Source organism: Bacteroides sp. 4_1_36 (genome assembly GCF_003466325.1).
Classification (GTDB): Bacteria; Bacteroidota; Bacteroidia; order Bacteroidales; family Bacteroidaceae; genus Bacteroides; species Bacteroides uniformis.
In genome coordinates, this window is sequence record NZ_QSOX01000003.1 from 76,131 (window position 1) to 99,833 (window position 23,703).

General features: G+C 45.7%; 18 protein-coding genes. All 18 read left to right on the plus strand.

Translation table 11 applies throughout. The features are described from left to right. Positions 1 to 196: 196 nt before the first annotated feature. Positions 197 to 1,309, plus strand: a complete 1,113-nt coding sequence (locus tag DXD65_RS04615; RefSeq protein WP_227212813.1) for a transcriptional regulator — start codon at positions 197 to 199, stop codon at positions 1,307 to 1,309. A 66-nt stretch (positions 1,310 to 1,375) separates the two neighbouring features. After that, complete coding sequence (locus DXD65_RS21000) at positions 1,376 to 1,528, plus strand: hypothetical protein (RefSeq protein WP_155519660.1); 153 nt, start codon at positions 1,376 to 1,378, stop codon at positions 1,526 to 1,528. Positions 1,529 to 1,613: 85 nt separating this feature from the next. Further along, positions 1,614 to 1,952: a hypothetical protein gene (locus tag DXD65_RS04625; RefSeq protein WP_022402349.1), complete on the plus strand. Its 339-nt coding sequence runs from the start codon at positions 1,614 to 1,616 to the stop codon at positions 1,950 to 1,952. Between the two features lie 232 nt (positions 1,953 to 2,184). Beyond that, positions 2,185 to 3,201 (plus strand): transcriptional regulator, encoded by a 1,017-nt coding sequence (locus tag DXD65_RS04630; RefSeq protein WP_022402350.1) that lies wholly within the window; start codon positions 2,185 to 2,187, stop codon positions 3,199 to 3,201. Positions 3,202 to 3,339: 138 nt separating this feature from the next. Continuing rightward, on the plus strand, positions 3,340 to 3,576 hold the full coding sequence (locus DXD65_RS04635; RefSeq protein WP_022402351.1) for an NVEALA domain-containing protein: 237 nt from the start codon (positions 3,340 to 3,342) through the stop codon (positions 3,574 to 3,576). Beyond that, positions 3,545 to 4,612, plus strand: a complete 1,068-nt coding sequence (locus DXD65_RS04640; RefSeq protein WP_022402352.1) for a BF3164 family lipoprotein — start codon at positions 3,545 to 3,547, stop codon at positions 4,610 to 4,612. The genes DXD65_RS04635 and DXD65_RS04640 overlap by 32 nt, the downstream gene beginning before the upstream one ends. Positions 4,613 to 4,882: 270 nt before the next feature. After that, the gene (locus DXD65_RS04645) at positions 4,883 to 5,101 is read left to right on the plus strand and encodes an NVEALA domain-containing protein (RefSeq protein WP_022402353.1); all 219 of its coding nucleotides are present in this window, start codon (positions 4,883 to 4,885) and stop codon (positions 5,099 to 5,101) included. Positions 5,102 to 5,356: 255 nt separating this feature from the next. Beyond that, positions 5,357 to 6,373 (plus strand): BF3164 family lipoprotein, encoded by a 1,017-nt coding sequence (locus DXD65_RS04650; RefSeq protein ID WP_022402354.1) that lies wholly within the window; start codon positions 5,357 to 5,359, stop codon positions 6,371 to 6,373. 146 nt (positions 6,374 to 6,519) lie between these two features. Further along, complete coding sequence (locus DXD65_RS04655) at positions 6,520 to 7,320, plus strand: DUF1573 domain-containing protein (RefSeq protein WP_229126664.1); 801 nt, start codon at positions 6,520 to 6,522, stop codon at positions 7,318 to 7,320. Positions 7,321 to 7,332: 12 nt separating this feature from the next. Next, a complete protein-coding gene (lepB, locus tag DXD65_RS04660; protein WP_022402356.1) occupies positions 7,333 to 8,223 on the plus strand; it encodes a signal peptidase I in 891 nt (296 codons plus the stop codon). Position 8,224: 1 nt separating this feature from the next. Beyond that, positions 8,225 to 10,144 carry a hypothetical protein gene (locus tag DXD65_RS04665; RefSeq protein WP_057088512.1) on the plus strand — a complete coding sequence of 640 codons (1,920 nt, stop codon included), beginning with the start codon at positions 8,225 to 8,227 and terminating at the stop codon, positions 10,142 to 10,144. 45 nt (positions 10,145 to 10,189) lie between these two features. Then, the gene (locus DXD65_RS04670; RefSeq protein WP_022402358.1) at positions 10,190 to 12,148 is read left to right on the plus strand and encodes a transglutaminase domain-containing protein; all 1,959 of its coding nucleotides are present in this window, start codon (positions 10,190 to 10,192) and stop codon (positions 12,146 to 12,148) included. Between the two features lie 34 nt (positions 12,149 to 12,182). Further along, the gene (locus DXD65_RS04675; protein WP_022402359.1) at positions 12,183 to 13,865 is read left to right on the plus strand and encodes an O-antigen ligase family protein; all 1,683 of its coding nucleotides are present in this window, start codon (positions 12,183 to 12,185) and stop codon (positions 13,863 to 13,865) included. A gap of 124 nt (positions 13,866 to 13,989) precedes the next feature. Then, positions 13,990 to 15,063, plus strand: coding sequence for an efflux RND transporter periplasmic adaptor subunit (locus DXD65_RS04680; protein WP_022402360.1), 1,074 nt, complete (start codon positions 13,990 to 13,992; stop codon positions 15,061 to 15,063). A 58-nt stretch (positions 15,064 to 15,121) separates the two neighbouring features. Beyond that, positions 15,122 to 18,193: an efflux RND transporter permease subunit gene (locus DXD65_RS04685; RefSeq protein ID WP_117887394.1), complete on the plus strand. Its 3,072-nt coding sequence runs from the start codon at positions 15,122 to 15,124 to the stop codon at positions 18,191 to 18,193. Then, positions 18,190 to 19,662 carry a TolC family protein gene (locus tag DXD65_RS04690; protein WP_005823863.1) on the plus strand — a complete coding sequence of 491 codons (1,473 nt, stop codon included), beginning with the start codon at positions 18,190 to 18,192 and terminating at the stop codon, positions 19,660 to 19,662. Before DXD65_RS04685 ends, DXD65_RS04690 begins: the two co-directional genes overlap by 4 nt. After that, a complete protein-coding gene (locus DXD65_RS04695) occupies positions 19,662 to 22,868 on the plus strand; it encodes an efflux RND transporter permease subunit (RefSeq protein ID WP_117588644.1) in 3,207 nt (1,068 codons plus the stop codon). The genes DXD65_RS04690 and DXD65_RS04695 overlap by 1 nt, the downstream gene beginning before the upstream one ends. Positions 22,869 to 22,916: 48 nt before the next feature. After that, positions 22,917 to 23,567, plus strand: coding sequence for a hypothetical protein (locus DXD65_RS04700; protein ID WP_005823861.1), 651 nt, complete (start codon positions 22,917 to 22,919; stop codon positions 23,565 to 23,567). Positions 23,568 to 23,703 lie beyond the last annotated feature (136 nt).

Genomic DNA, 23,703 nt, shown 5'->3' on the forward strand with positions numbered 1-23,703 from the left:
TTATGTTTATGGTTGGCTCGCTCTATCCAAATACTGTTTCTTATCAGTTCTTGGTTTTTCTTAAGCATTTTACCTGCTGCGCAATGGTATCACGCCGTCCTTTATTAAGCAAACGGTAAGAAGATGATTAAGATGGGTGTCTCTTGTTAAAAAAATATCTAACTTTGAGGCGGATTAATATTTGAACACACACAACGTGGACGAGAAAAGAGGGAGACGGCAAATGCTATTGATATACGTTGCTATAGGGATTATTGCAGCAGTAATTACTGGTTGGTTTGTATATCAAAACCGGATGGAGTACTGGGAAACGCAGGCACGCAGTGCTTTTCGTGTAGCTTTAGGGAAGGAGTTGCAGAAAAGGAATGAAGTTGACGTGTATTTCAGTTCGTCAGGGAATATTAGGTTACCGGATGATTCCATTGACATTAAGAAGGAGCCGATAAAGGTGGAAATGGAAAGTGAATATGGTAAAAAGGACTTTTTTGTTCCTTATGAAAAGTACTTTCATAATGTGGAGCAATCTTCTAATTTGAGAGGGATGCACTCTTATATACTGCATATGTTCCCTTTGCAAGCTGATTCGTTGAATAGGATATGGTATCGCTTACTGGAAGAAATGAATTATTCTGGGAAAACGGTAGTACGTATATCTGTGGCTGATTGGGATGAACGTGAAACTTATACTTTTTCGGACGATTCACTTTATATGTTAAAACCGGATAGTCTTATGTCTTGTTATTTGGGCTATAGGTGCGAAATTGGTGTGACGGGATATTTGTATTATTCTTGGTTGAACATTTTTACTGCTAAGGATAAGATTCTTTTGTGCGCTCTTGTTCTTTGTTGCTTTCTGCTGTTTTTTCTGCAAGAATACATTGCTAAAGTCTATCGCCGTTTTTTTGTCAAAGAGGTGACGGTAGAAAAAACAGTTCCGATATTTGTGGAGAAAGAAATACCGATGATTGCAGTAGATAGGAGTGAGGCGCATGTTTATCGGTTGGAAGATGATTTGTTTTTTGATGCTGATTCCGGTGTGCTGTATAGAGTAGACAATAGGGTGAAGTTGACGGCAACCCTTGCAAGACTGCTGCAAGCCTTCTTGGATGCGGAAGATTATAGGTTGTCAGTCAATGGAATTATGGAACTATTGTGGCCGGACGGTTCAGTAACACCGGGTAATGTACATACTGTAATAACAAGATTACGAAAAGCCCTGTCCGAAGTCTCTGATTGGGGGATAGAAAATAAAAAATTTTGTTATCAACTAAAAAGTCCCATTTCATTGAAAAAATCCTTGAATGAATGATGGAATCTCTCATCTGACAAAGCCTAAAATAAGTGCTTGTCAGACGAACGGTTATCGCGTCCTGCCATGGCTGAATATGCAAAGAATGTGTATATTGGAATTGTGGATGCTGGTGCGGAACATTGTTTTGAAACCCTATTGCATGGTCAGGCTTCTTCGTTTGGCAATTATCCCATTCCGCAGGTGAAACAATATTTAGGGGGGGGAGAGAGGATATAATGCATCTCGTGGAGTATTTGTCTATTCTTGTTATGATTTCCCTTATTTAGCATTGTATCAGCAGGATGAGGATAAATTTTCATTAGTGTGGGAATGGCGAACAGATGGTGACGAATACGAGATTCGGAACAATGAGGTGATTTTTGACCGCAGGGTAAAAGGTGTCCGGGGACTCTGTATGAGTAAGGATTTTATTATTACATTGCAACGAGACCGTAGAAAAGATGATACGGATGAATCTACAGTGGGAAGGGATGCAAGCAAATGCCCTCATACTGTTTTCTTGTATGATTATGATGGAAATTTAGTGAAGATTGTTGATTTGGGTATTCCCGTAATGCGTATAGCTTCTGAAGAACAGAGTAATACGTTGTATGCCATAGGGGTGAATCCGGATTTTGTCTTGGTGAAATATGAATTATAAGATAATTAATTGACGGCTCATGGCGTGTAGGATATACTGATTACCAGTATCGATAACCGAACGGATTTTTAATAGGAATATTTTTTCATCGTGAGTATAGGTGAATAAAAGTAACTTTTGTATTCATTTTTTCTTTTTTCTTTTATATTATTGTTTAACTTTGGCGCTATTAAGCGGATGCCTCTTCGAGTGCATGGGTAGAAATGAATAAGCAACAGAAAGGAAGGAGTTGATGAAACGCTATAAGAAGATTCTTATGATATGGATATGTGCCATTGTAGTGGTGGCAGTGTCTGTGATAGTAGCATTATATGATAATGCCAACCAGGGACAAGACGTGGCTAAGGAGGTTGCTGTAGAAACTCTGCGGAAGGTTGCGGAACGGGTCGTGAATCGGGAATTTGATGGGCTGGGGATGTTCTATGCATTTGGGTCTGATAGTGGTAAGAAGCATACCAAAAGGAAAGCGATATCAGAAAATGGTGAATTTGAAGTGATAATAGACTCATTGAAAGAGGCACAAGGACTATTTCCGTTGGATGTCGTAGGGTTTAAAGCCGATATGTTGAATTATTATGGAAAATTTCCATTGGAAGAGATTTGTCTTGAGTGGAAAGCTGAGATGAATGATCGGTATGGCGGAGCCATGTGTGCTCTTTTTCTGAAGGTTAATCCGATGGGAAAGGGCATTGTGCAAGAATCATTTACTGGAGATGAAACTATAATTGCTTCACAGAATGATTTAGGTACTTACTATTTGAACGGTATGTACACAATGAGGTTGACAGCTTATATGCTGCCTGATTTTTGGCACTGTGTGGATTGGGCAGACCATGTACTGCAGATACTATCCTGCATTTTGTGCATTCTGTTATTGGGACTGGCGATTTATGTAGGGGGTCAACAGTATAGAAAGAGAAAAACGGCTGATACGTTGACAAAGAGCACTTATCGGTTCGGGAAGTATATATTTGATTCCGTCAACCATACACTGACTTATGAAGGTGAAAAAGTATCTTGTACGCCACAAGCCGCGAAGTTATTACTTGGTTTTGCCAAGTCGTCCGAACTTTTCCTGACGAACGATGAAATAGCGGAAATTTGCGGTTGGCCATTGAGTGATTTGAATTTAGGCAGCCGCCGCAGAAAAGCAATAAGCTTATTGGGTAAACTCTTTGAGGCGGACGATTCCATTCAGATTCTTCTTCTGCCGGAAAGGAAGGGGTATCAAATTGTTATCTCCAAGTAGATGAAATGTTAACCCATATTGGTGTGTCGGGTGTGAACTTTTTTTCACGCCCCAACTTTGGGCGTTTTCCGAATAAAGACTTGCAAAAGCCAAAATAATCCTTTTATCTTTGCTTGTGTAACAAAAAACAAAAACACTATGAAAAGCAAGGTGAAGTTATTAGGAACTTTGGCAATTAGTGCCATTTCAGTTTTAAGCTATGTTCAAATTAGTCATTCGGAAAAGCTGGATGATTTACTATTGGAAAATATAGAGGCATTGGCTGCTGGTGAGAGTGGAAGTGACGGCCAATGTTTGGGGAGTGGTTCAATAGTTTGTCCTTTAACAAATCAAGGAGTAGCTCATGTGCAAATTTATTATAGCCTGCCTCATTAGCCTATCCGCACTATCCTTTTCCTCTTGTACGCAGAAAAAAGTAGCAACTTCTGTCGCTTACATGGATTTTCCGCAAACAATCGAGCTGAAGGCGAGGGTGCAGCCATTGGACACCGCTTTGTTCCGTTATCCGTTCCGCGTTCGGGTGCAGGGTGATAAGGCTGTGGTAATGGATTTGCATGGCACGGACTACTTTTGCCATGTTTTCCACTATCCGGGTTTCCGCTATTTGGCTTCGTTCGGCAAGCGGGGCGAGGCTCCCGAAGAGATGCTTTCTGCTGAAAATATCCGATGGCATGGTCAATCTCTGTGGGGACTTGATGCTGGTAAGTCCGTATTGACCAAGTATGATTTTACTTCGTCGGGTTGCTCAATCGTTCCTCAGAAAGTGATAAATATGGATGCTGACATGCTTCGCGTTTTAGACTTTGTGATGGTTGACGACTTTACCTTCATTGTTCCGGACGAATCTGGCAGCAGCCGCTTTTGCTGGGTAAACTATCAAGGGAAATTATTGCGCAGAACCGGTCAAATACCGTCAGCCAACGTGGAGGCTTTACAGAATGCCCGTCCTGCATTGGCTCAGGCATGGCGTAGCTTCATCGACTATAATCCCCGAAATGGAGTGCTGGCAGCAGTTACCCAGTTGGGCGAAGTACTTGAAGTCTTTAATTTGAAAGATAGTACGCATGTGGTACGCATCGGTCCGCACGGTGAACCGGAGTTTAAGATTTCCCAGGGTTATGGTATTCCTACGGGTATCATGGGATTTAGCGATGTCCAAGTGACAGACAGTGCTATCTATGCGGTTTTTCATGGGCGCTCTTTTAAGGAAATTGCGCAAAATGTACAGCAAGGTGTCTATTTGCCGGATGGAGGACGGTATATCTATGTTTTTAGTCTGACCGGCGAACCTCTCTGCAGGTATGTGTTAGATCATTATGTTTATGGCATATCGGTAGATGAACAAAAAGGAATAATCTTGGCAACGGATGTGAATAAAGATGATCCGATAATAGAGTATAGTATGAAATAAAGTAAACTATAATATGGATGGAGAGGAACGGACGGTTCACGTTTGGTTGGTGCATCTCGTACCGTCCGTTCCATAACCCACCAAGAAAGGAGGTCGAGGCAAAGATAGTAATTTGAATTGAAAACAGAGTGTGTTTTCTGCCATTTCGATAGGTATGGCAAGAAAAGAGTTCTCCAAGATTTTTATATCTTGATTCTGGTACGCAAGCATTATGCTTGTGGTAAATGATAAAAAAAGAATAATCTTATACTAATAAAACTGAAGAGTAGTATGAAGAAAATGATTAAGATAGCTTTTGTTGCAGCATTTGCAGCGATTGCAGGATATGGAGTTTATGCAAATCAGAAATCTGAAGTATTATCTGATTTGACATTGGCTAATGTGGAAGCATTGGCAGGTAGTGGTGAAACAACTATAGAATGTTGTTTGGCACTTTGGGGCACTTGTAAGGGGGATATTAAAGCCCCATATGTGTGTGCTTCAAGATGATTTGAGGTATGATGAATTAGTGTTATCTAATTTGTATTGTTGATTTTCGTTGTAGTCATCTATGACATTCTTGAATATAGATTAGATATACTTATGAGATAGGTAAGGAATCATTGTCATGTAATTAGGACGTACTTAATAAATGCTTTGATTCCTTATTTTAAAAATCATTGCAGATGTATTTAATGCTTTGAATGCAGCGTTTTTATTAGTGATTATTTTGATGTTGATTGTTTTACGTTAAGTGAAAATATTATGAAAATAAAATTTCTTTTATTATTGATTGTAATGTGCTCTTGTGAAAATAAGCCTCAAACATTCTTGGACTTGTTTTCAAATAGCATAAGTAAAGAAATGGTGGTTCAAGACTACGTTCCAACTGATTCATTAAGCATGCCAGAAGCTATATTGTCGGATGGTGATTATCTTGTGTTTTTAGAACCGGCGTTACCTCAACTGCTGACTTTTTATGATTGCGAAAAGAAAATATTTTCTCATGGATTGAATAAAGGGCAGGGACGAGATGAAGCCATAAGTGTTCAGACTATAGGTGTTGGCAAGAGTGCAGGAGAAGTGTATGCTTCGGATTTAGCAACTCAGTCTGTTTTTCTATTATCGTTTAATAATAAAATAAAGAAAGTAAGGAAAGATTCTATCAGTATCGATACTCGATTCTGTGAAGTTGCCTATGATAATGAATTGGCTTTCTTCTTATTGGTGGGCGATGAAAAACGTTTTCTGATGAAAGCAAACGGACAATATAGAAAAATTGGTGAAAACATCGTGATTCCTAATATCTCTCCGGAGATTGTTTCCCAAACATTGCAGGGCCCTTGTACTATTTCGAGTGAGAAAAAACGGATTGCTTGGTTTTCCGTCTACGGTGATGTTATGGAGATATATGATTACAGCGACTTAAACAATGTTGCTCTTGTAAAATCACATATTTGCACTCTTCCTGTGTTTAATAGTAGCGATGGATCATTGGGCTTTCAGACAAAGCTGAGTGTCTCATCGGTTACCTCGGACGATAATTATATATATGCTCTTTATAATGAGAGAAATTTGGAACAAGCCGCACAAAATAGAGCACAGGTTTTCTTCTCAAAGAAAGTTCTGTTATTTGATTGGAATGGTACTCCCCGTTTTATTGTTGAGCTGGATAGGCCGATAAAAAGTATAACGTATGATAAAAAGAGAAACATGGTATTGTGTTTAGGATTAAATAATGATTTGGAATATGCCGTTTTCGGCTTTTCTGTAGATGTGTAATTTTGCTCTTTTTGAAGTGATAGAATATGAATTTGAGAAAATGTGGTTAATGAAATAATTTGGTGATGAAGGATGGGTATTTATTTATAATATTGTCGATTATTGTATTGTTCTTTTTTGCTTGTACGAGAAGAAAAAATGATGATATGACACATTTAGTAAAAGAGTGGGAAAAAAAAGAAATTATTTTCCCAAATAATCTATATTTTACATTATATGGAAAGGATACTGTTCAATATCCGGCTCATTTGCAATATACAATTCTTAGCTATGTGGATTCGGCTGGATGTTTCAGTTGTAAATTGCAACTGCCTATGTGGAGGGAGTTTATACATCGGTTGGATTCAACTTATCCAGGAAAGGTTTCTGTATTACTGTTTTTACATTCAAAAAGTGAAATAGAATTATTGTATGCTTTAAAAAAGAATGGCTTTGACTATCCAGTTTGTATAGATGAAAATGATAAACTTAATCGCTTAAATCATTTTCCATCTGATATGGCTTTCCAAACTTTTTTGCTGGATAAGGATAATAAAGTGTTAGCGATGGGGAATCCAATTCTTAATCCTAAAATAAAAGAATTGTATCTGAAAATTATTCGTGGGAATGATATTGTATCAACTGCTGGAAAAGGCATTACCCAGACTAAAGTCCATATAGATGTCTCATTTTTGCGTTTAGGTAACTTTGATTGGCAGGAGGAACAAAAAGCAACTTTTATATTGAAGAATATCGGAGATAACCCATTGGTTATACAAGATGTTGCTACTTCTTGTGGTTGTACTACCGTAGCTTATTCAAAGGAACCGGCATTACCGGGTAAGGAAATAGATTTGGAAGTGGTTTATAAAGCTGAACATCCGGAGCACTTTGACAAGACGATAACGGTATATTGCAATGCAGAAACTTCTCCGTTGGTATTGAAGATTAGCGGGGATGCAAAATAACTGATTGATGGGATGAAGGAGCGGCTGCAATTGAAAAAATGGTTGAATGGAATAACGAATGTATTATTCTGTCTGTGCCTGCTTGTTGTGATACTGATAGTATTGCAGGTGTTTGTGGTGACCTCCTTCAAGATACCGTCGGACTCGATGGAACCATCGTTGCTGGCGGGTGATTGTATTCTGGTGGATAAATGTTCGGGTGGAGCACGCCTATTCAATGTGCTTGATGCCGTGGAGAAAAAGGAGGTGAAGATACAACGTATGTCCGGATGGAGAAATTTTCAGCGGAATGATGTACTAGTGTTCAATTTTCCTTATCCGGGCAGGTGGGACAGCATTGCGCTGGACGTGATGTTGTATTACGTGAAGCGCTGTATCGCCGTGCCGGGTGATACGTTGGAGATAAGGAATACACATTATCGTGTGTCCGGATTTGATGGTATCGCAGGAAATGTGCAGGCGCAGGAGGAATTAGGTAAATTGATATCTTCGGGCATGACGGAGGAACGGGGCCTTGTTCTTAAGAGCTTTCCCGATGGTGGCTGTAATGGGTGGACTATCAGCGAGTTTGGGCCTCTTTATATACCGGCCAAAGGCAGCGTGGTAGGAATGAATCCGGAAACACGGTTGCTGTATCGGAACGTGATAGAGTGGGAACAGAAAAAGAAACTGACATTGCATGGAGATTCGGTTCTGCTGGGGGACAGTGTGATACACAATTACCGCTTCTGTGAGAACTATTATTTTGTTTCGGGTGACAAGATGGTGAATTCAAAAGATTCCCGCTACTGGGGATTACTGCCGGAACCATTTATAGTGGGAAGGGCATGGCTGGTATGGAAGTCCGTCAGCCCGAATACTGGAAAAATGAGATGGAAACGTATCTTTAAAAGAATAGACTAAGATGAAAGTTCTGTTTAAATTGCTCTGGATATTATTGATTGCCGGGATATTGGAGGCTTGCAATGCTTCCGGCAGATTGGAGTACGCACTGGAGTGTGCTGCAACCAACAAAGGCGAACTGGAAAAGGTACTGGAACATTATAAAGATGAGCCTGAAAAATATAAAGCCGCTTGTTTCTTGATAGAAAATATGCCTTATCACTATGCCCTTGAAGGTGAAGAACTGGATTCTTTGAAAACAGTGCTGGCTTCGGCAGATGCTTATGGGGTGATGCTGAAGGATACTGCCGTACCGGATTGGGATTATTATACCCCTTCCGGATTGCAGAGAAAACCGGATGTACTGAATATAAGGGCTGAATTCTTGATAAATAACATTGATTTGGCTTTTGATGGTTGGAAAAAGCGTCCGTGGAATGCTTCCCTTTCTTTTGCAGATTTCTGTGAATGGCTGCTTCCCTATCGTATCGGAAATGAGACTCCGGACAACTGGCGGCAGATATACCATGACCGTTATTCCTTTTTGCTGGACGAGGTTTATACGGGTATCGATGTAGTGGAGGCGATTAGCGTAGTTTGGGAGTATTTGCAGAAGGAAGACCCTTACCGGTTTACGTGGGTCTTTAACTATCCGCATTTGGGAGGAGAGTACCTGCTGCATAATCGTATCGGCAAGTGTCAGGATGCTTGTGATTTTATGATTTATGTGATGCGGGCCATCGGCGTCCCGGTAGCCTATGATTTCTATACTTTCAATGCGGAAACACGGAAAGGGCATGTGTGGAATGTGGTGAGGGATGTAACGGGTGTCTGCCTTCCTTTTACTTTCCCTTCCCGGAAGCCGGAACGGGGAAGTTTCTATATTGACAGTCGGCGCCCGAGCGTGGTTTACCGCCGGTGTTTTGGCAGGCAATGGGACATGGATGGTGATTTTATGCGGAACCGGTCCGTACCGGCTGCTTTTAAGGATGTGTTTGCAAGAAAAGTGTCGGATAATTATTTTGATTCGAATCTGGAACTGCCGGTAGAAGGGATGGACGGGAATTATGTTTATGTGGGGTTGTTCAGTGCTTATGGGTGGCGGGGAATAGATTTTACTAAGGTAGAAAGTGGAAAAGCGCTTTTCAGGAATTTGGCTTCGAGGCAGGTTTATATATTGTTGGCATTCGCAAACGGGCAGTATCGCCCTATTGGAAATCCTTTTTATTTTGATGGCAAGGATATACATCCTTATGTTGCAGATACCTCCAAGTGCTATTCTGCTGAATTGTATCGGAAATACCCTCTTTCGGAACGTATCAGGAACTATATGGGAGGGATAAAAGACGGGCATTTTGAGGCGGCTTGTGATAAGGATTTTAAAAATGCGGAGTTGTTGTGTACTGTGAAAGATACGCCCGGTATCAATTATAATCACGTTATTCTTGAGAAACCGGTAAGGGGTCGCTATGCCCGTTTTTGTTCTTCGGCAGAGGGATATGCGGAAGTTGCCGAAATGCATTTTTATAAAGGAGAGGAAGAGATTGTCCCTATAGACAGTTGGGGAGATGCTCCAGCCACAGCAAATACTTTTGCCTATCAGGTCTATGATAATGAACCGTTGTCGTATTTCATTTCATCAAAACCCGGTGCAAGTGTAACGGTGGATTTTGGAAAGGTTGTTACTATAGACAATTTTATGTATATGCCCCGTAACGATGATAACTTTGTCAGGATAGGGGATTGTTATGAACTCTTCTATTGGGGAGAGGGCTGTTGGAACTCATTGGGGAAGAAAATGGCAGAAAAACCTTTTCTGCCATATGACGGGATACCATCGGGAGCTTTGCTCTATTTGCATGACAGTACCCGTGGAGAAGAAGAACTGATATTTCATATGGAAGATGGTAAGCAGGTATTTGTATCGGATTGTAAGGATTGATTGGATTGTCTTTCAGATTGGAATAGAAAAAAATGGAATAGTGATATGAAACATTGGTGTGTATGGGTATGGTTTACAGCAGGTCTGTTTATGGCTTGTTCTTCGGAAAATCAGTGGTTGGACACAGCTTTGAATCTTGCCGGTGATAACCGTGCGGAGTTGCAAAAGGTACTGGACCGTTACAAGGAAGAGGACGGTGACAAATATCGTGCTGCTTGTTTTCTGATAGAGAATATGCCTTTTCATGGTGCTTACGAGGGAAAGGCCTTGGAGAATTACAGGAAGTATTTCAGTGAATACGTTTCATTTCCTTATTCCAGGCATGTGCAAGAGTTGATTGATTCCTTGAAAAGAGCAGATGGAGAATTTTCTATAAATCAATTGACTTATAAGAGGGACATTATGACGGTGGATTCCGCTTTTTTGGTCAATCATATAGAATGGGCATTCAAAGTCTGGCGGGAGCAACCTTGGGGAAAGCATGTTGATTTTGATACTTTCTGCGAATATATATTGCCTTATAGAATAGGGGATGAGCCGCTTTCTCTCTGGCGCAAAGAAATTTATGAGTGCTATAGCCCGATTTTGGATGAATTCAGGAAGACAGATGAGGCTGATAATCCTAAGGTTGCCGCCCAGTTGTTGATGGATACGTTGCGGAAAGCGAACTACCGGAATACGGCTCTTTTTCCGGTGGGGCCTCATTTGGGACCGGATGTACTGAAATGGCATACGGGCAGTTGCCGAGAGTTTACGGATGCCATGATATATGTGTTGCGGGCATTGGGCATTCCGTGCGGAGTAGATAGGGTGATGGTATTGGGAGACAACAATGCCTCTCATTTCTGGAATTTTGTTTTGGATAAGGAAGGAAAGACATACATTGCAAATCTTCCTTATGAAGAAGTATGGAGCAAAGCGGAAGAATATAGCATTTCGAGGGGAAAAATGTACCGGGCAACCTATAGTATTGATAAGGAGGCGGTACGGAAACTGGGGAAATATTCCGATGTTTACCCGGCATTCCGACGTCCGTTCTTCCGCGATGTCACTGCACTTTATACCGGTAACAGGAATTGGACTGTAGCTCTTCCGGATTCTTTGCTTTCCGGACAGTTTCGTGAGGGGGATATGGTGTATTTGTGCCTTGCCAACAGACTACAATGGCAACCTATAGGATATACTTTCTTTAAGAAGGGGGAGGCTCGTTTTGAGGATGTGGGAGGCGGGGCGGTCTTTACGCTGGCTGCCTGGAACGGAAAGGAATACGCTGCAGTATCTTCTCCTTTTCTTCTGGAGCGTGAAACCGGAAAGATACGGTTCATTGTTCCGGAAGCTGAAAAGCAGGAATTGGTCTTGTATAGGAAGTGCCATCTTACTTTGAGTGTTCTTTTCAATGACCGGATGATTGGGGGAGTAGTGGAAGGAAGCGACCGGGCAGACTTTGGGTGGAAGGATACTCTACTTTTGATAAAGGAGGCTCCGTATCGGCTATATACTGTGGCCCGGTTGAAGTCTGATAAACCGTATCGGTATATGCGCTATAAGGGTGCTGACGGATGTTTCTGTAATATCTCGGAACTGGCTTTTTATGAGAATACGGAAGATACCATACCTCTATATGGGGAAATCATAGGTACTCCGGGAAGTTTTGAAGACAATACACATGAATATTTGAACGCATTTGACGGTAATCCGGATACTTCATTTGATTATATACATCCGGATGGAGGATGGACCGGGATGGACTTTGGAAGTCCCCATCGTGTGGAGAAGGTGGTGTATACTCCTCGTAATGAGGTGAATTTTATTTATAAAGGTAATTTGTATGAATTGTTTTATTGGGGTGGAGGAAAATGGAATTCTGTCGGGCGGCAAATGGCTGTGTCAGATTCTATTGTCTATTCAGGGTTTCAAGGTGCTTTATTTTATCTGAAGAATCACACAGCCGGTAAAGATGAACGGATTTTTGAATATAAAGACGGGAAACAAATCTTTTGGTGAATTATAGAATACTATTGAATATTTGATAGATAGAATGAATAATGTACGTAATCTATTGACTGGAAGTTTGGTCTACATTGCTTGTATAGTTTTATTGTCTTTGGCATGTAACGTTTCTTCCGGACTTCCTGTAGCTGATGTTATAGGGCAATGGCTCTATTTCGATAAAAGTGCATTGGTAGTTGCAGGATGTCTGTTGATGGCTGGATTGATGATGGAAAAAAGGTATTTTCTTTTTATACCGGTTTCGTGGGTATTGGTAATGCTGGGGGGCATTGAGGCTGTTTGGGGATTGAGGCAGCTTTATGGTTATGCTGTGTCCAACCATTCCTTGTATGTATTGACAGGTTCTTTCTTCAATCCGGGGCCTTATTCCGGCTATTTGGCCATGATACTTCCGGTCTGTCTGTATCAATGGCTGACCAAGAGGGGGGAGATTCTCTGCTCTGACCGGAATGATGGAAGAAGATGGGAAAAGGTGATGGATAAGGCTGGAACTATGGTCGCTGGTGGTGTGATGCTGCTTATCCTTTGTGTGCTTCCGGCAGGAATGAGCCGTTCGGCATGGTTGGCGGCAGGAGTTTCCTGTCTGTGTGTATATGCTTGGCATATGGATTGGACGGATAAGTTCAGATTATTATGGCAGCAGCAAAGGCAGCGTGTGGTGATGGTAGTGGTCGGTGGATTCTGTGTCTTGCTATTGGCAGGCTATTTACTGTTTGTCTTGAAACCCGATTCTGCACGTGGCCGTCTTTTCATGTGGAAGATAACTTGTCGTGCCATTGCAGAAAAGCCGTTGACCGGATATGGGATTCATAATTTCGCAGCAGCCTACGGAAATGCGCAGGAAACTTATTTTGCAGCAGGTGATTATGAACCGTGGGAGGAACGTGTGGCGGGAAGTCCGGAATATGCATTCAATGAATATCTGCAGGCTGCGGTCGAACTGGGCATTCCTTTGGCGGTATGTCTATTGGTTGTGGTCGTGCTGTGTTTGTATAGGGGAGTCCGTAAAGGACGTTATGGTATCTGTGGGGCTATTCTTTCTTTGATGATATTCTCTTTTTCCTCCTATCCGCTACAACTTCCGGTATTTATCGTTACATTTGGAGGATTGCTTGTGGCGTGCTTGTCCGGTGCCGACCGTTGGCAATGGTTGGGGCTGGCTGTATCAGTAGGCATCATTGGCGGTTTTCGCCTGAAGAATGACTTGCAAGTGGAGCAGGCCTGTCGGGAGTGGATGAATGCGCGTGTGTTGTATAGTGCAGGTGCGTATCAATCGGCAGAGAAAGAGTACGGGCGCCTTTATCCTCTGTTGAGAGACCGGGCATCTTTCTTGTTCGAATATGGGCATGGATTGCACAAGCAGCAGCAGTTCGGTAAATCCAACCGTATTTTGAAAGAAGCTTTGCAGCGCAGCTGTGATCCGATGATACTGAATGTGATAGGCAAGAATTATCAGCAGATGGGTGACTGCTTATCAGCGGAAGACTGGTTTATCCGTTCCACCCATCGGTTGCCGGGGCGTATTTATCCCTATTATCTGCTTGCGAAGCTTTATGCGGAACCAGGATTCAGACAACCGGACAAGTTTGAAAAAATGAAGCGGATGGTATTGACGAAAGAGCCGAAAGTGCATTCTACGGCAATACGACAGATGAGGGAGGAAATAAAAAAGATTCAGCTTATTTTTGTCCATATCAAAAAAGATGAATAAAAACGGAAAGTGTTAATAATGAGCGAACTAATTGCTAAAGTGCTATGAAAAAAGTGTCCACATGCAAATATCGGTTCGTTTTTTTGAAACGATTAATTTTATCAATTTATAATTGAGTATGAATATGAAGACACAGAACTATCGATACCTGCTATGCATGGCCGTTGCACTGCTTGCCGCCTGCTCCGATGCCGGAAAGGGAAAAGAGTCCGAGGAAGGGGTGGCAACCGTCCTGCCAAGTGAAAGCAATGAAGTGACCGTGAAAGTCCTGAAGCGGGCGACCTTTGAACATGAACTGGTGAGCAACGGAAAAGTAACCGCCGGTGCCATGGCGGATTTGCGTTTTGAGACCACCGGTGTAGTGGCACACATCTACGTGAAGAACGGTGACCCGGTGCGCAAAGGGCAGAAACTTGCCGAACTGGATAAGTTCCGTCTGAAGAACAAGACCGCGCAAGCCAAGGATGCTCTGGACAAAGCGGAACTTGAGCTGCAGGACGTATTGATAGGGCAAGGCTATCCGGTGGGTGATACTTCCAAAATTCCTGCCGACATCATGAAGCTGGCACGAGTAAAGAGCGGTTACGACCAAAGTCTCTCCCAGTACGAACTCGCCGCCTATGAAGAAGAGCATGCTACGCTGGTTGCCCCCTTCGACGGCGTGGTGGCGAACCTCTTTTCCAAGCCCTTTAACGAGGCAAGCACTTCGGAATCTTTCTGCTCCATCATTGGCACTCAGAGCATGGAAGTGGACTTTACGGTACTGGAAAGTGAACTCCCCCTGATAAAGAGTGGCGACAAGGTGATTGTCACCCCTTACTCGGATGCCGCTTCCAAACAAGAGGGCCGCATCACCCAAATCAATCCTCTGGTAGATGATAAGGGAATGGTGAAAGTAAAGGCATCCGTCAATGGCAGGGGACGTCTGTTTAGCGGCATGAATGTGAGGGTAAATGTACACCGTTCTCTGGACAGTCAGCTCGTGATACCCAAAAGTGCCGTCGTACTGCGTTCGGGTAAGCAAGTCGTCTTTACCCTGAAAGACGGAAAGGCGCAGTGGAACTATGTGCAGACCGGACTGGAGAATGCGGAAAGCTACAGCATGGCCGACGATGCCCTGAAAGAAGGCGATACGGTCATCGTGACGGGAAATGTGAATTTGGCACATGAGGCGCCGGTGAAGGTGGTGGAAAATTGAAAGATGAAAATTGAAAGTTGAAAATTCATAATTCACAATTTAAATTCATAATTGAAAATTGATAAAGTTTTTGATACAGCGGCCTATTGCCGTACTGATGGCATTTACAGCATGCTTCATTGTCGGGCTGGTGACTTACTTCACCTTGCCGGTATCCTTGCTGCCCGATATTGCCATCCCGGAAATTACAGTGCAGGTGTCGGCGCAGAATACCTCGGCGCGTGAATTAGAGAATACGGTGGTGAAACCTCTGCGGCAGCAGCTCATCCAGGTGGCGAAACTGAAGGACATGGACAGCGAGACGCGCGATGGTGCAGGCATCATCCGCCTGGGCTTCGACTTCGGTACGAATACCGACCTTGCCTTCATAGAAGTGAACGAGAAGATTGACGCCGCCATGAACTATCTGCCCAAGGATGCCGAACGCCCGAAGGTGATAAAGGCAAGTGCGACGGACATTCCTGTCTTCTACCTCAATCTGACCCTAAAAAACGACAGTGCATACGGCAAGGTGGACGAACGCGCGTTTCTTGATTTGTGCGAGTTTGCCGAAAATGTCATAAAGCGTCGCATCGAGCAGTTGGCGGAAGTGGCAATGGTGGATGTCACGGGTTTGGTCGAACGCCAGTTACAGATTGTGCCCGACCCGGATAAGCTTGCTGTGTTGGGGCTCTCCATTGAAGACATAGAAAACGTGCTGGCGCAAAACAACGTGGAGCCGGGCAGCATGACCGTGCGCGACGGCTACTACGAATACAACATTAAGTTCTCCACCCTGCTGCGGACAGAGGAGGACGTGAAGGGCATCCTGCTGCGAAAGGAAGGACGTATCATCTGCTTGGGAGACTTCTGCCGGGTAGAGATTGTTCCTGCCAAGGAGAAAGGTGTCTCCATGAGCAATGGCAAGCGTGCCGTTACCCTTGCCGTCATCAAGCAGGTGGACGAGAATATGGAAGACATGAAGCTTGCCATCAACAGCACGATGGACTACTTCAAGAAAGTATATCCCGACATTGATTTTAGCATCAGCCGTAACCAGACGGAGTTGCTGGACTATACCATCTCCAATCTTCAGCAAAATTTGTCGTTGGGTTTCCTGTTCATCTGCATTGTGGCGGTACTCTTCTTGGGTGACATCAAGTCACCGTTCATCATCGGGTTGAGTATGGTGGTATCTATTGTCATCTGCTTCCTGTTCTTCTACTTGTTCAAGATGTCACTCAATATCATTTCTTTGTCGGGATTAATCCTGGCGTTGGGTATGATGATTGACAGTAGTATCATTGTGACGGAGAACATTTCGCAGTATCGCGAACGGGGCTATTCGTTGCGGCGGGCTTGCGTGACGGGAACGAGTGAGGTGATTACGCCCATGCTGAGTTCGTCGCTGACCACTATTGCCGTATTTGTGCCGCTGATATTCATGAGCGGCATTGCAGGGGCGTTGTTCTACGACCAGGCATTCTCTGTTACGGTGGGGCTGCTGGTTTCCTACTTCACGGGTATCATGCTGCTGCCGGTCCTCTATATGCTGGTCTACCGGACGGGGTTGCGCGGCAGGTCGTGGTTCTCCCGCATCCGCATCAACAATCCGTTGAAGGAACATACGCTGGACCGTTTTTATGATGCGGGCATCGACTGGGTATTTTCCCACAAGACGGTAAGTATCATATTCTGTGTGGTTTCTATTCCTCTTTGTGTCTTTCTGTTCTATTCCATAGCCAAGGAGCGTATGCCGCAGATAGACCAGAATGAACTGATAGTCCATGTGGAATGGAACGAAAATATACATGTGGACGAGAACCGGCATCGTGTGAATGTGCTGTTCGGACAGTTGTTGGACAAGACTGTGGAACAGACGGCTGCCATAGGCCAGCAGGACTATCTGCTGAACCGTGAGCAGGCTCTCTCTTCTTCGGAGGCAGAATTGTATTTCAAGACTTCCTCGCCTGACGGGATTGCTCCCTTGCAGAAGCAGGCGGGCGAGTGGTTGACACGGGAATATCCGTTGGCGACAGTCTCCTTTTCTCCACCCGAAACCGTGTTCGAGAAGCTTTTCGTGACCGGGGAGGCCGATGTGGTGGCGGGACTTTATGCCCGCAATAAGGAGAAGGCGCCGGCGGCGGAAGAATTGCGCGGACTGGAACAACAGTTTGCGGAGCTTACGGGGACAGCGCCCGTAGGTATCGCTTTCGAGAACCAGCTTGACATAAGCATCCTGCAGGAAAAGCTGTTGCTCTATGACGTTTCGTATGACGAGCTTTACCGTACGCTGCGGACAGCGTTCAAGGAGAACAGCGTAGCTATGCTCCATTCCTACCAGCAATACCTGCCTATCAGCATTGTGGGCGAGGAGCGGACAGTGAATGAGGTGCTGCAGCAGACATTGATACAGACCCGTCCGGACAGTAAGGGCGAAGTGGAGTATATTCCGCTTCGGGAGCTGGTAAAGGTGCGTCCGGCTGAGGACTTGAAAACGATTACGGCAGGACGCAACGGTGAATATATACCGTTCCGTTTCTATGAAGTGGACGATGCTCCGGAGTTGATGGAAAAGGTGAAGCGGGAGGCAGATGCCACGGGTGACTGGGATACGGCCTTCTCCGGCAGTTTCTTCTCCAACCGCCAGATGCTGGACGAGTTGGTGGTGATTCTTTTCATCTCTGTCCTGCTGATGTATTTCATTCTTGCCGCCCAGTTCGAAAGCTTCGTGCAGCCGCTCATCGTGCTGCTGGAAATTCCGATAGATGTGGCGTTTGCCCTGCTTCTGTTGTGGATATGCGGGCATACCCTGAACCTGATGTCCGCCATCGGACTGATTGTGACGTGCGGTATCATCATCAACGACTCCATCCTGAAGCTGGATGCCATTAATGAATTACGGAGGGCTGGTATGCCGTTGCTCGAGGCCATCCACGAGGCGGGGCGCAGAAGGCTCCGGCCCATCATCATGACATCGCTCACCACCATTTTCGCTATGGTTCCGCTGCTGTTCTCGTTCGACATGGGCTCGGAGCTGCAGAAGCCGCTTTCCATAGCGATGATTGGGGCGATGTTCGTGGGGACACTGGTCAGTCTGTTCATCATCCCGTTGATATATTGGTTTATTTATAGAAAAGAAAGAGCATGAAGAAATTAAGTCTTATACTTTTGTTCAGTCTGGGAGCCCTTTCCGCTTTTGCCCAACAGCGGATAACGCTCGATTTGCAGCAGACCATTGCCCTGGCGAATGACAGTTCGCTGGAAGCCTTCCGCACCAAGAACATGTATCTGGCCGGTTATTGGGAATACCGCACCTATAAGGCAAACCGCCTTCCCAGCCTGACGCTGAACATGACTCCGGCACAGTACAACCGCGATATCACCAAGCGTTACGACTCCGAACAGGACCTTGACATCTATCGCAGCCAGCAATCCTTCTATGCATACGGCAATCTTGCCGTCAGACAGAATTTCGACTTGACGGGCGGTACGTTCTATCTGGATACGGAGCTGGGCTATATGCGGAGCTTCGGTGGAAACAAGTATACCCAGTTCACCAGTGTTCCGGTTCGTTTGGGCTACTCGCAGAGTCTGGTCGGTTACAATCCTTTCCGTTGGGAACGCAGGATTGAGCCGCTGAAGTACGAAAAGGTGAAGAAGGAGTATATTTACAATGCAGAGCGAGTATCCGAGCAGGCCACTACCTATTTCTTTGCGCTTGCCATGGCACAGGCGGAATATGACTTGGCCAAGGACAATGCCGTCTCCACCGATACCCTCTACCGCATCGGCATGCAGCGCTTGAAAATAGCCGCCATCAGCCGTGCCGACCTGCTGACGCTGAAACTCGACGTGGTGAACGCCCGCAATACTTTGCAGAATGCCGCCAGTGCCTTGAAGCGCGCCATGTTTTCGTTGGCATCTTTCCTGAATATGGAGAAGAACACGGATATCAGGGTGTCGCTTCCGGGACGTCCGAGGGCGCTGACCATACCGGTTGATGAGGCTTTGCTGGCCGCTCAAGCCAACAATCCGGAATTTCTGGGGCTTCGTCAGGAAGTGCTGGAAGCCGAGCAGACAGTAGACAAGACGAAGAAGGAATCGCGCTTCAACGCCAGCATCAACGCCAGCGTCGGCTTCAACCAGGTGGCAGAGAAATTCGGTGAAGCATACAGGCATCCCATGCAGCAGGAGATGGTGTCGGTCAGTGTCTCCATTCCACTGGTGGATTGGGGCGTGAGGAAAGGCAAATACAACATGGCGAGGAACAATCTGAACGTGGTGAAGACTTCTGCCCGGCAGAGTGAAATCAGCATTGAGGAGGAGGTTATCATGACCGTCAGTGACTTCAACGTCCAGCAAGCCCTCGTCGCCAGTGCCGAAGAGGCCCTCGACCTTGCCATCCTGGCGTATAACGAAACCCGCCAGCGCTTCATTATCGGCAAGGCAGACATCAACAGCCTGACCCTCTCGCTGAACCGCCAGCAGGAAGCGCAACGCAATTACATCTCCGCCTTGCAGGACTACTGGCTGAATTATTACAAGATACGGAAACTGACGTTGCACGACTTTGCCAGCGGATTTTCGCTGTCGGAAAAATTTGATTATAATAACTGATGAAACGAGTTTCTTCCTTCACCGTCATAGTGGCGTTTGTCTGCCTTGCTTTGGTAGGGGTGGCGTTGATACCGCTGCTTCCCGTCAAGCTGAATCCGTCACGCAGCCTGCCCGGCTTCACGGTGGGTTTCAGCATGCCTGGCACTTCGTCGCGGGTGGTGGAGATGGAAGTGACCAGCAAGCTGGAATCCATGCTGGCGCGTATCCGCGGAGTGAAGCGGCTGAACTCCACCTCGGGCAACGGCTACGGCAACATTACTGTGGAGCTGGACAAGCATGCCGATGTCGAGGCAGTCCGCTTCGAAGCTTCCACCATCATCCGGCAGACGTGGCCCCAATTGCCCGAAGGTGTCAGCTATCCCACCATTCACATGAAAGTGCCCGACGAGAACGCCTCACGCCCTTTCATGTCCTTCACACTGAATGCCCCTTCCACTCCGATATTGATTCAGCAGTATGCCGAGGAGCATATCAAGCCGCGGCTGGCAAATATTCCGGGTATCTATAAGGTGGAACTCAGCGGTGCCACGCCCATGGAGTGGAGACTGGAATATGACAGTGAACAGTTGCGCTTGCTGGGTGTGACCCTATCGGACATCAGCGAGGCAGTACAGCGGCATTACCGGAAGGAATTTTTGGGTACGCACAATGTGGATACAGGTAACGGTAGCCGGGAATGGATACGCCTGGCACTGGTGCCGGAGAGCAACTCCCTTGGTTTTAATCCTGCTGCCATCACCGTGACGGCTACCGACGGGAAACTGCTCCGCTTGGACGAACTGGTGTCGGCTGTTCGTATGGAGGAGGAGCCGCAAAGCTATTACCGCATCAATGGGCTGAATTCCGTCTATCTATCCATTACTGCGGAAGAAACTGCCAACCAGTTGCAACTGAACCGTGCCGTGATGGACGAGATGGAAGCTGTTCGGCAGGTACTTCCTGTCGGATATGAAGTGCATACCAGCTATGATGCGACCGAGTACATACGGGAAGAACTGGACAAGATTTACTTCCGTACCGGCTTGACGGTACTCATCCTGCTTGTATTCGTATGGCTCATTACTCGTAAGTTGAAATATCTTTTTCTGATAGTTACCAGCCTGGCTGTAAATATAGCGGTGGCACTTATCTTCTACTACCTCTTCGGACTTGAGATGCAGCTTTATTCGCTGGCGGGTATCACTGTCTCGCTGAATCTGGTGATAGACAGTACCATTGTCATGACCGACCACATTCTGCACCGGCGTAATCTCAAGGCCTTCCTGTCGGTGTTGGCGGCAACCCTCACTACGATGGGTGCGCTTGTTATCATTTTCTTCCTTGACGAGAGGATACGGCTCAACCTGCAGGACTTTGCAGCGGTAGTGATCATCAATCTGGCTGTTTCCTTGATGGTGGCGTTGTTCTTTGTTCCGTCGATGATTGAGAAGATAGGACTGGTGAGGCGGATTACGGGGAAGAAGAGGCGTCTTGTCTTGCCGGGGCTGACGCAAACATTCAAAACAAGGTTGGGACGGATTTTCAGACGTTTCCCCGTTTATTTCTCCTGCTGCTACTCTGCTCTCATCCGTTTTCTGTGCCGTTGGCGCTGGGCTGTATGCCTGCTGTTACTGTTGGGTTTCGGTCTGCCCGTTTTTCTGTTGCCCGGCAAACTGGAAGGAGGGGGAAAATGGAAAGCTGCTTACAATAAGGTATTCGGTTCGGATACCTATAAGGAGTCGGTGAAACCCGTTGTGGACAAGGCGCTGGGCGGCAGCTTGCGGCTTTTCATACAGAAGGTGTACGAAGGCAGTTACTTCACCCGTAATGAGGAGGTGGTGCTCTATGCCAACGCCAACCTTCCCAATGGCAGCACCCTCGAGCAGATGAACACTTTGATGAAACGTATGGAGACCTACCTCAGCCGGTTCAAGGAAATCAGGCAGTTTCATACTTCCATTTACAGCCCCCGGCGTGCCAGTATGCAGATTTATTTCAAGAAGGAAGCCCGGAACAGCGGTTTTCCCTATACACTGAAAGCCAATATGATAAGCAAGGCACTGGAACTGGGAGGCGGCAGCTGGGGCATCTACGGATTGCAGGACCAGGGGTTCAGTAATGACGTCCGCGAGAGTGCCGGCTCCTACCGCATCAGGATGTACGGCTACAACTACGACGAACTCTATGAGTGGGCGGAGAAGCTGAAGGCCAAGCTGCTGACGCACCGGCGTATCAAGGAAGTGCTCATCAATTCGGAGTTCTCCTGGTGGAAGGATGACTATCGGGAATTCTACTTCAACCTGAACAAGGAGCGCATGGCGCAAGAGGGCATCGACGCGCAAGTGCTTTTCTCTGCGGTGCGCCCCATCTTCGGCAAGAATCTGGAGATTGGCTCGGTAGCGGCCGAGCAGGGAACGGAGAAAATCAAGCTCTCTTCCCGCCAGTCTGCCGAATATGACATCTGGGCGATGCAGTTCTTTCCCTATGGAGTAGGAAACGGCAAGCATTACAAGCTTTCCGAACTGACTACTGTGGAAAAGGGACAGATGCCGCAGGAGATTGCCAAAGAAAACCAGCAGTACCGCCTCTGCCTGCAATACGAATATATCGGCTCCAATGAGATGGGCAACAAGATACAGAAACGTGTCCTGGAGGAGTTCAACAAACTGTTGCCGATGGGTTATACAGCCGAGTCGGACAGCAACAGTTGGTCATGGGGCGAGAAGGACAACCGCCAATACCTGCTTCTGCTGGTGGTGATAGCCATCATCTTCTTTACGACCAGCGTTCTGTTCAACTCCCTGAAGCAGCCGCTTGCTATCATCTTTGTGATTCCGGTTTCTTATATCGGGGTATTTCTTACTTTCTATTGGTTCCGGCTGAACTTCGACCAGGGCGGTTTTGCCTCGTTCGTCCTGCTGTGCGGCATCACGGTGAATGCCAGCATCTATATCCTGAACGAGTACAACAGCATCCGACGTCGTTTCCCCCGTCTTTCCGCTCTTCGTGCCTACGTCAAGGCGTGGAATGCGAAGGTCGTTCCTATTTTCCTCACGGTAGTTTCTACCATTCTGGGATTTATCCCTTTCATGATAGGTGAGGACAAGGAAGCTTTCTGGTTTCCATTGGCGGCGGGTACCATTGGCGGACTGGTGATGTCCGTCATCGGTATCTTCTTTTTCCTGCCGGTTTTTGTGCTGAAACAGCGTGATTTTCTTAGGAAATGATTACTTTTGCTCGATTTTGTTACCTGAATGGATACTTGAATTTTAAATATGGAAAGTGCGGAGTACTCTTTGGATGAGTTATTATGTCAGTCTCTTCTGTTGTTTCGTCAGTATCGGTTTTATGATGCTCCAGAATGTGGAGAAAAGGCATTCCGGATATTGGAGGAAGCCCATGTATGGATGGGGCGTACGCAAGAGTGTGTGGATATGGCGAAATGGGGGTGCGTGATAGAGTGTCTTGCGCAGAAATACTACATAGAAGATGATACGGATGCGATTCTGGAAGAAATTGATGCTGCTTTGGTTGCGCATTGGAAGAGGATAGAGAAAATCCATGCAGAAGTCACCACCGTTTATTTATGGCTGGGGTACTATTTCCTGCTACGTTTCAGAAACCGGGAATCCCGTTCCCATTCCCGTTGTAAACAGATAATGTCCAGCTTGTTGTGTGCTTTGGTCGAAATCTTCCGTAAGGTGGAGAAGGGGGGAGCCCCGACAGAAGTCTTGTCACATCTTTCGGTAGATGTTTGGGGAGAGACCGTCTGCTGGATGGAGCAGGTACATGATTCCCGTCTTTGCGAGAAGCAGTCGTCAGCTTTGCTGGCACAACTCTATAACCTGAAAAGTGTGGAGTTGGAAAAAGGTCCGGGAAAGCAGGATGCTTTGCTCCAGCAGATTCTGGAGTTTTATTGCTTTTAAGGGAAAATTATCTCTGCTTAGTTTTATCATTTCTGCTTCCACACTTCCACCTACTTCCTGCATCCCTTTATTCATCGGCATTACAAGTGCTGTGGAAGCAACTCAAAAAGGTGGAAGCAACTTTTGCTTCCACAGC

Excerpts from the sequence above, each read along its gene's own strand:
- DXD65_RS04700 (WP_005823861.1), top strand. The coding sequence starts at position 22,917 with ATGGAAAGTGCGGAGTACTCTTTGGATGAGTTATTATGTCAGTCTCTT.
- DXD65_RS04680 (WP_022402360.1), top strand. The coding sequence starts at position 13,990 with ATGAAGACACAGAACTATCGATACCTGCTATGCATGGCCGTTGCACTG.
- DXD65_RS04630 (WP_022402350.1), top strand. The coding sequence starts at position 2,185 with ATGAAACGCTATAAGAAGATTCTTATGATATGGATATGTGCCATTGTA.
- DXD65_RS04635 (WP_022402351.1), top strand. The coding sequence starts at position 3,340 with ATGAAAAGCAAGGTGAAGTTATTAGGAACTTTGGCAATTAGTGCCATT.
- DXD65_RS04655 (WP_229126664.1), top strand. The coding sequence starts at position 6,520 with ATGACACATTTAGTAAAAGAGTGGGAAAAAAAAGAAATTATTTTCCCA.
- DXD65_RS04665 (WP_057088512.1), top strand. The coding sequence starts at position 8,225 with ATGAAAGTTCTGTTTAAATTGCTCTGGATATTATTGATTGCCGGGATA.
- DXD65_RS04670 (WP_022402358.1), top strand. The coding sequence starts at position 10,190 with ATGAAACATTGGTGTGTATGGGTATGGTTTACAGCAGGTCTGTTTATG.
- DXD65_RS04695 (WP_117588644.1), top strand. The coding sequence starts at position 19,662 with ATGAAACGAGTTTCTTCCTTCACCGTCATAGTGGCGTTTGTCTGCCTT.
- DXD65_RS04675 (WP_022402359.1), top strand. The coding sequence starts at position 12,183 with ATGAATAATGTACGTAATCTATTGACTGGAAGTTTGGTCTACATTGCT.
- lepB (WP_022402356.1), top strand. The coding sequence starts at position 7,333 with ATGAAGGAGCGGCTGCAATTGAAAAAATGGTTGAATGGAATAACGAAT.
- DXD65_RS04690 (WP_005823863.1), top strand. The coding sequence starts at position 18,190 with ATGAAGAAATTAAGTCTTATACTTTTGTTCAGTCTGGGAGCCCTTTCC.
- DXD65_RS21000 (WP_155519660.1), top strand. The coding sequence starts at position 1,376 with ATGGCTGAATATGCAAAGAATGTGTATATTGGAATTGTGGATGCTGGT.
- DXD65_RS04640 (WP_022402352.1), top strand. The coding sequence starts at position 3,545 with ATGTGCAAATTTATTATAGCCTGCCTCATTAGCCTATCCGCACTATCC.
- DXD65_RS04645 (WP_022402353.1), top strand. The coding sequence starts at position 4,883 with ATGAAGAAAATGATTAAGATAGCTTTTGTTGCAGCATTTGCAGCGATT.
- DXD65_RS04650 (WP_022402354.1), top strand. The coding sequence starts at position 5,357 with ATGAAAATAAAATTTCTTTTATTATTGATTGTAATGTGCTCTTGTGAA.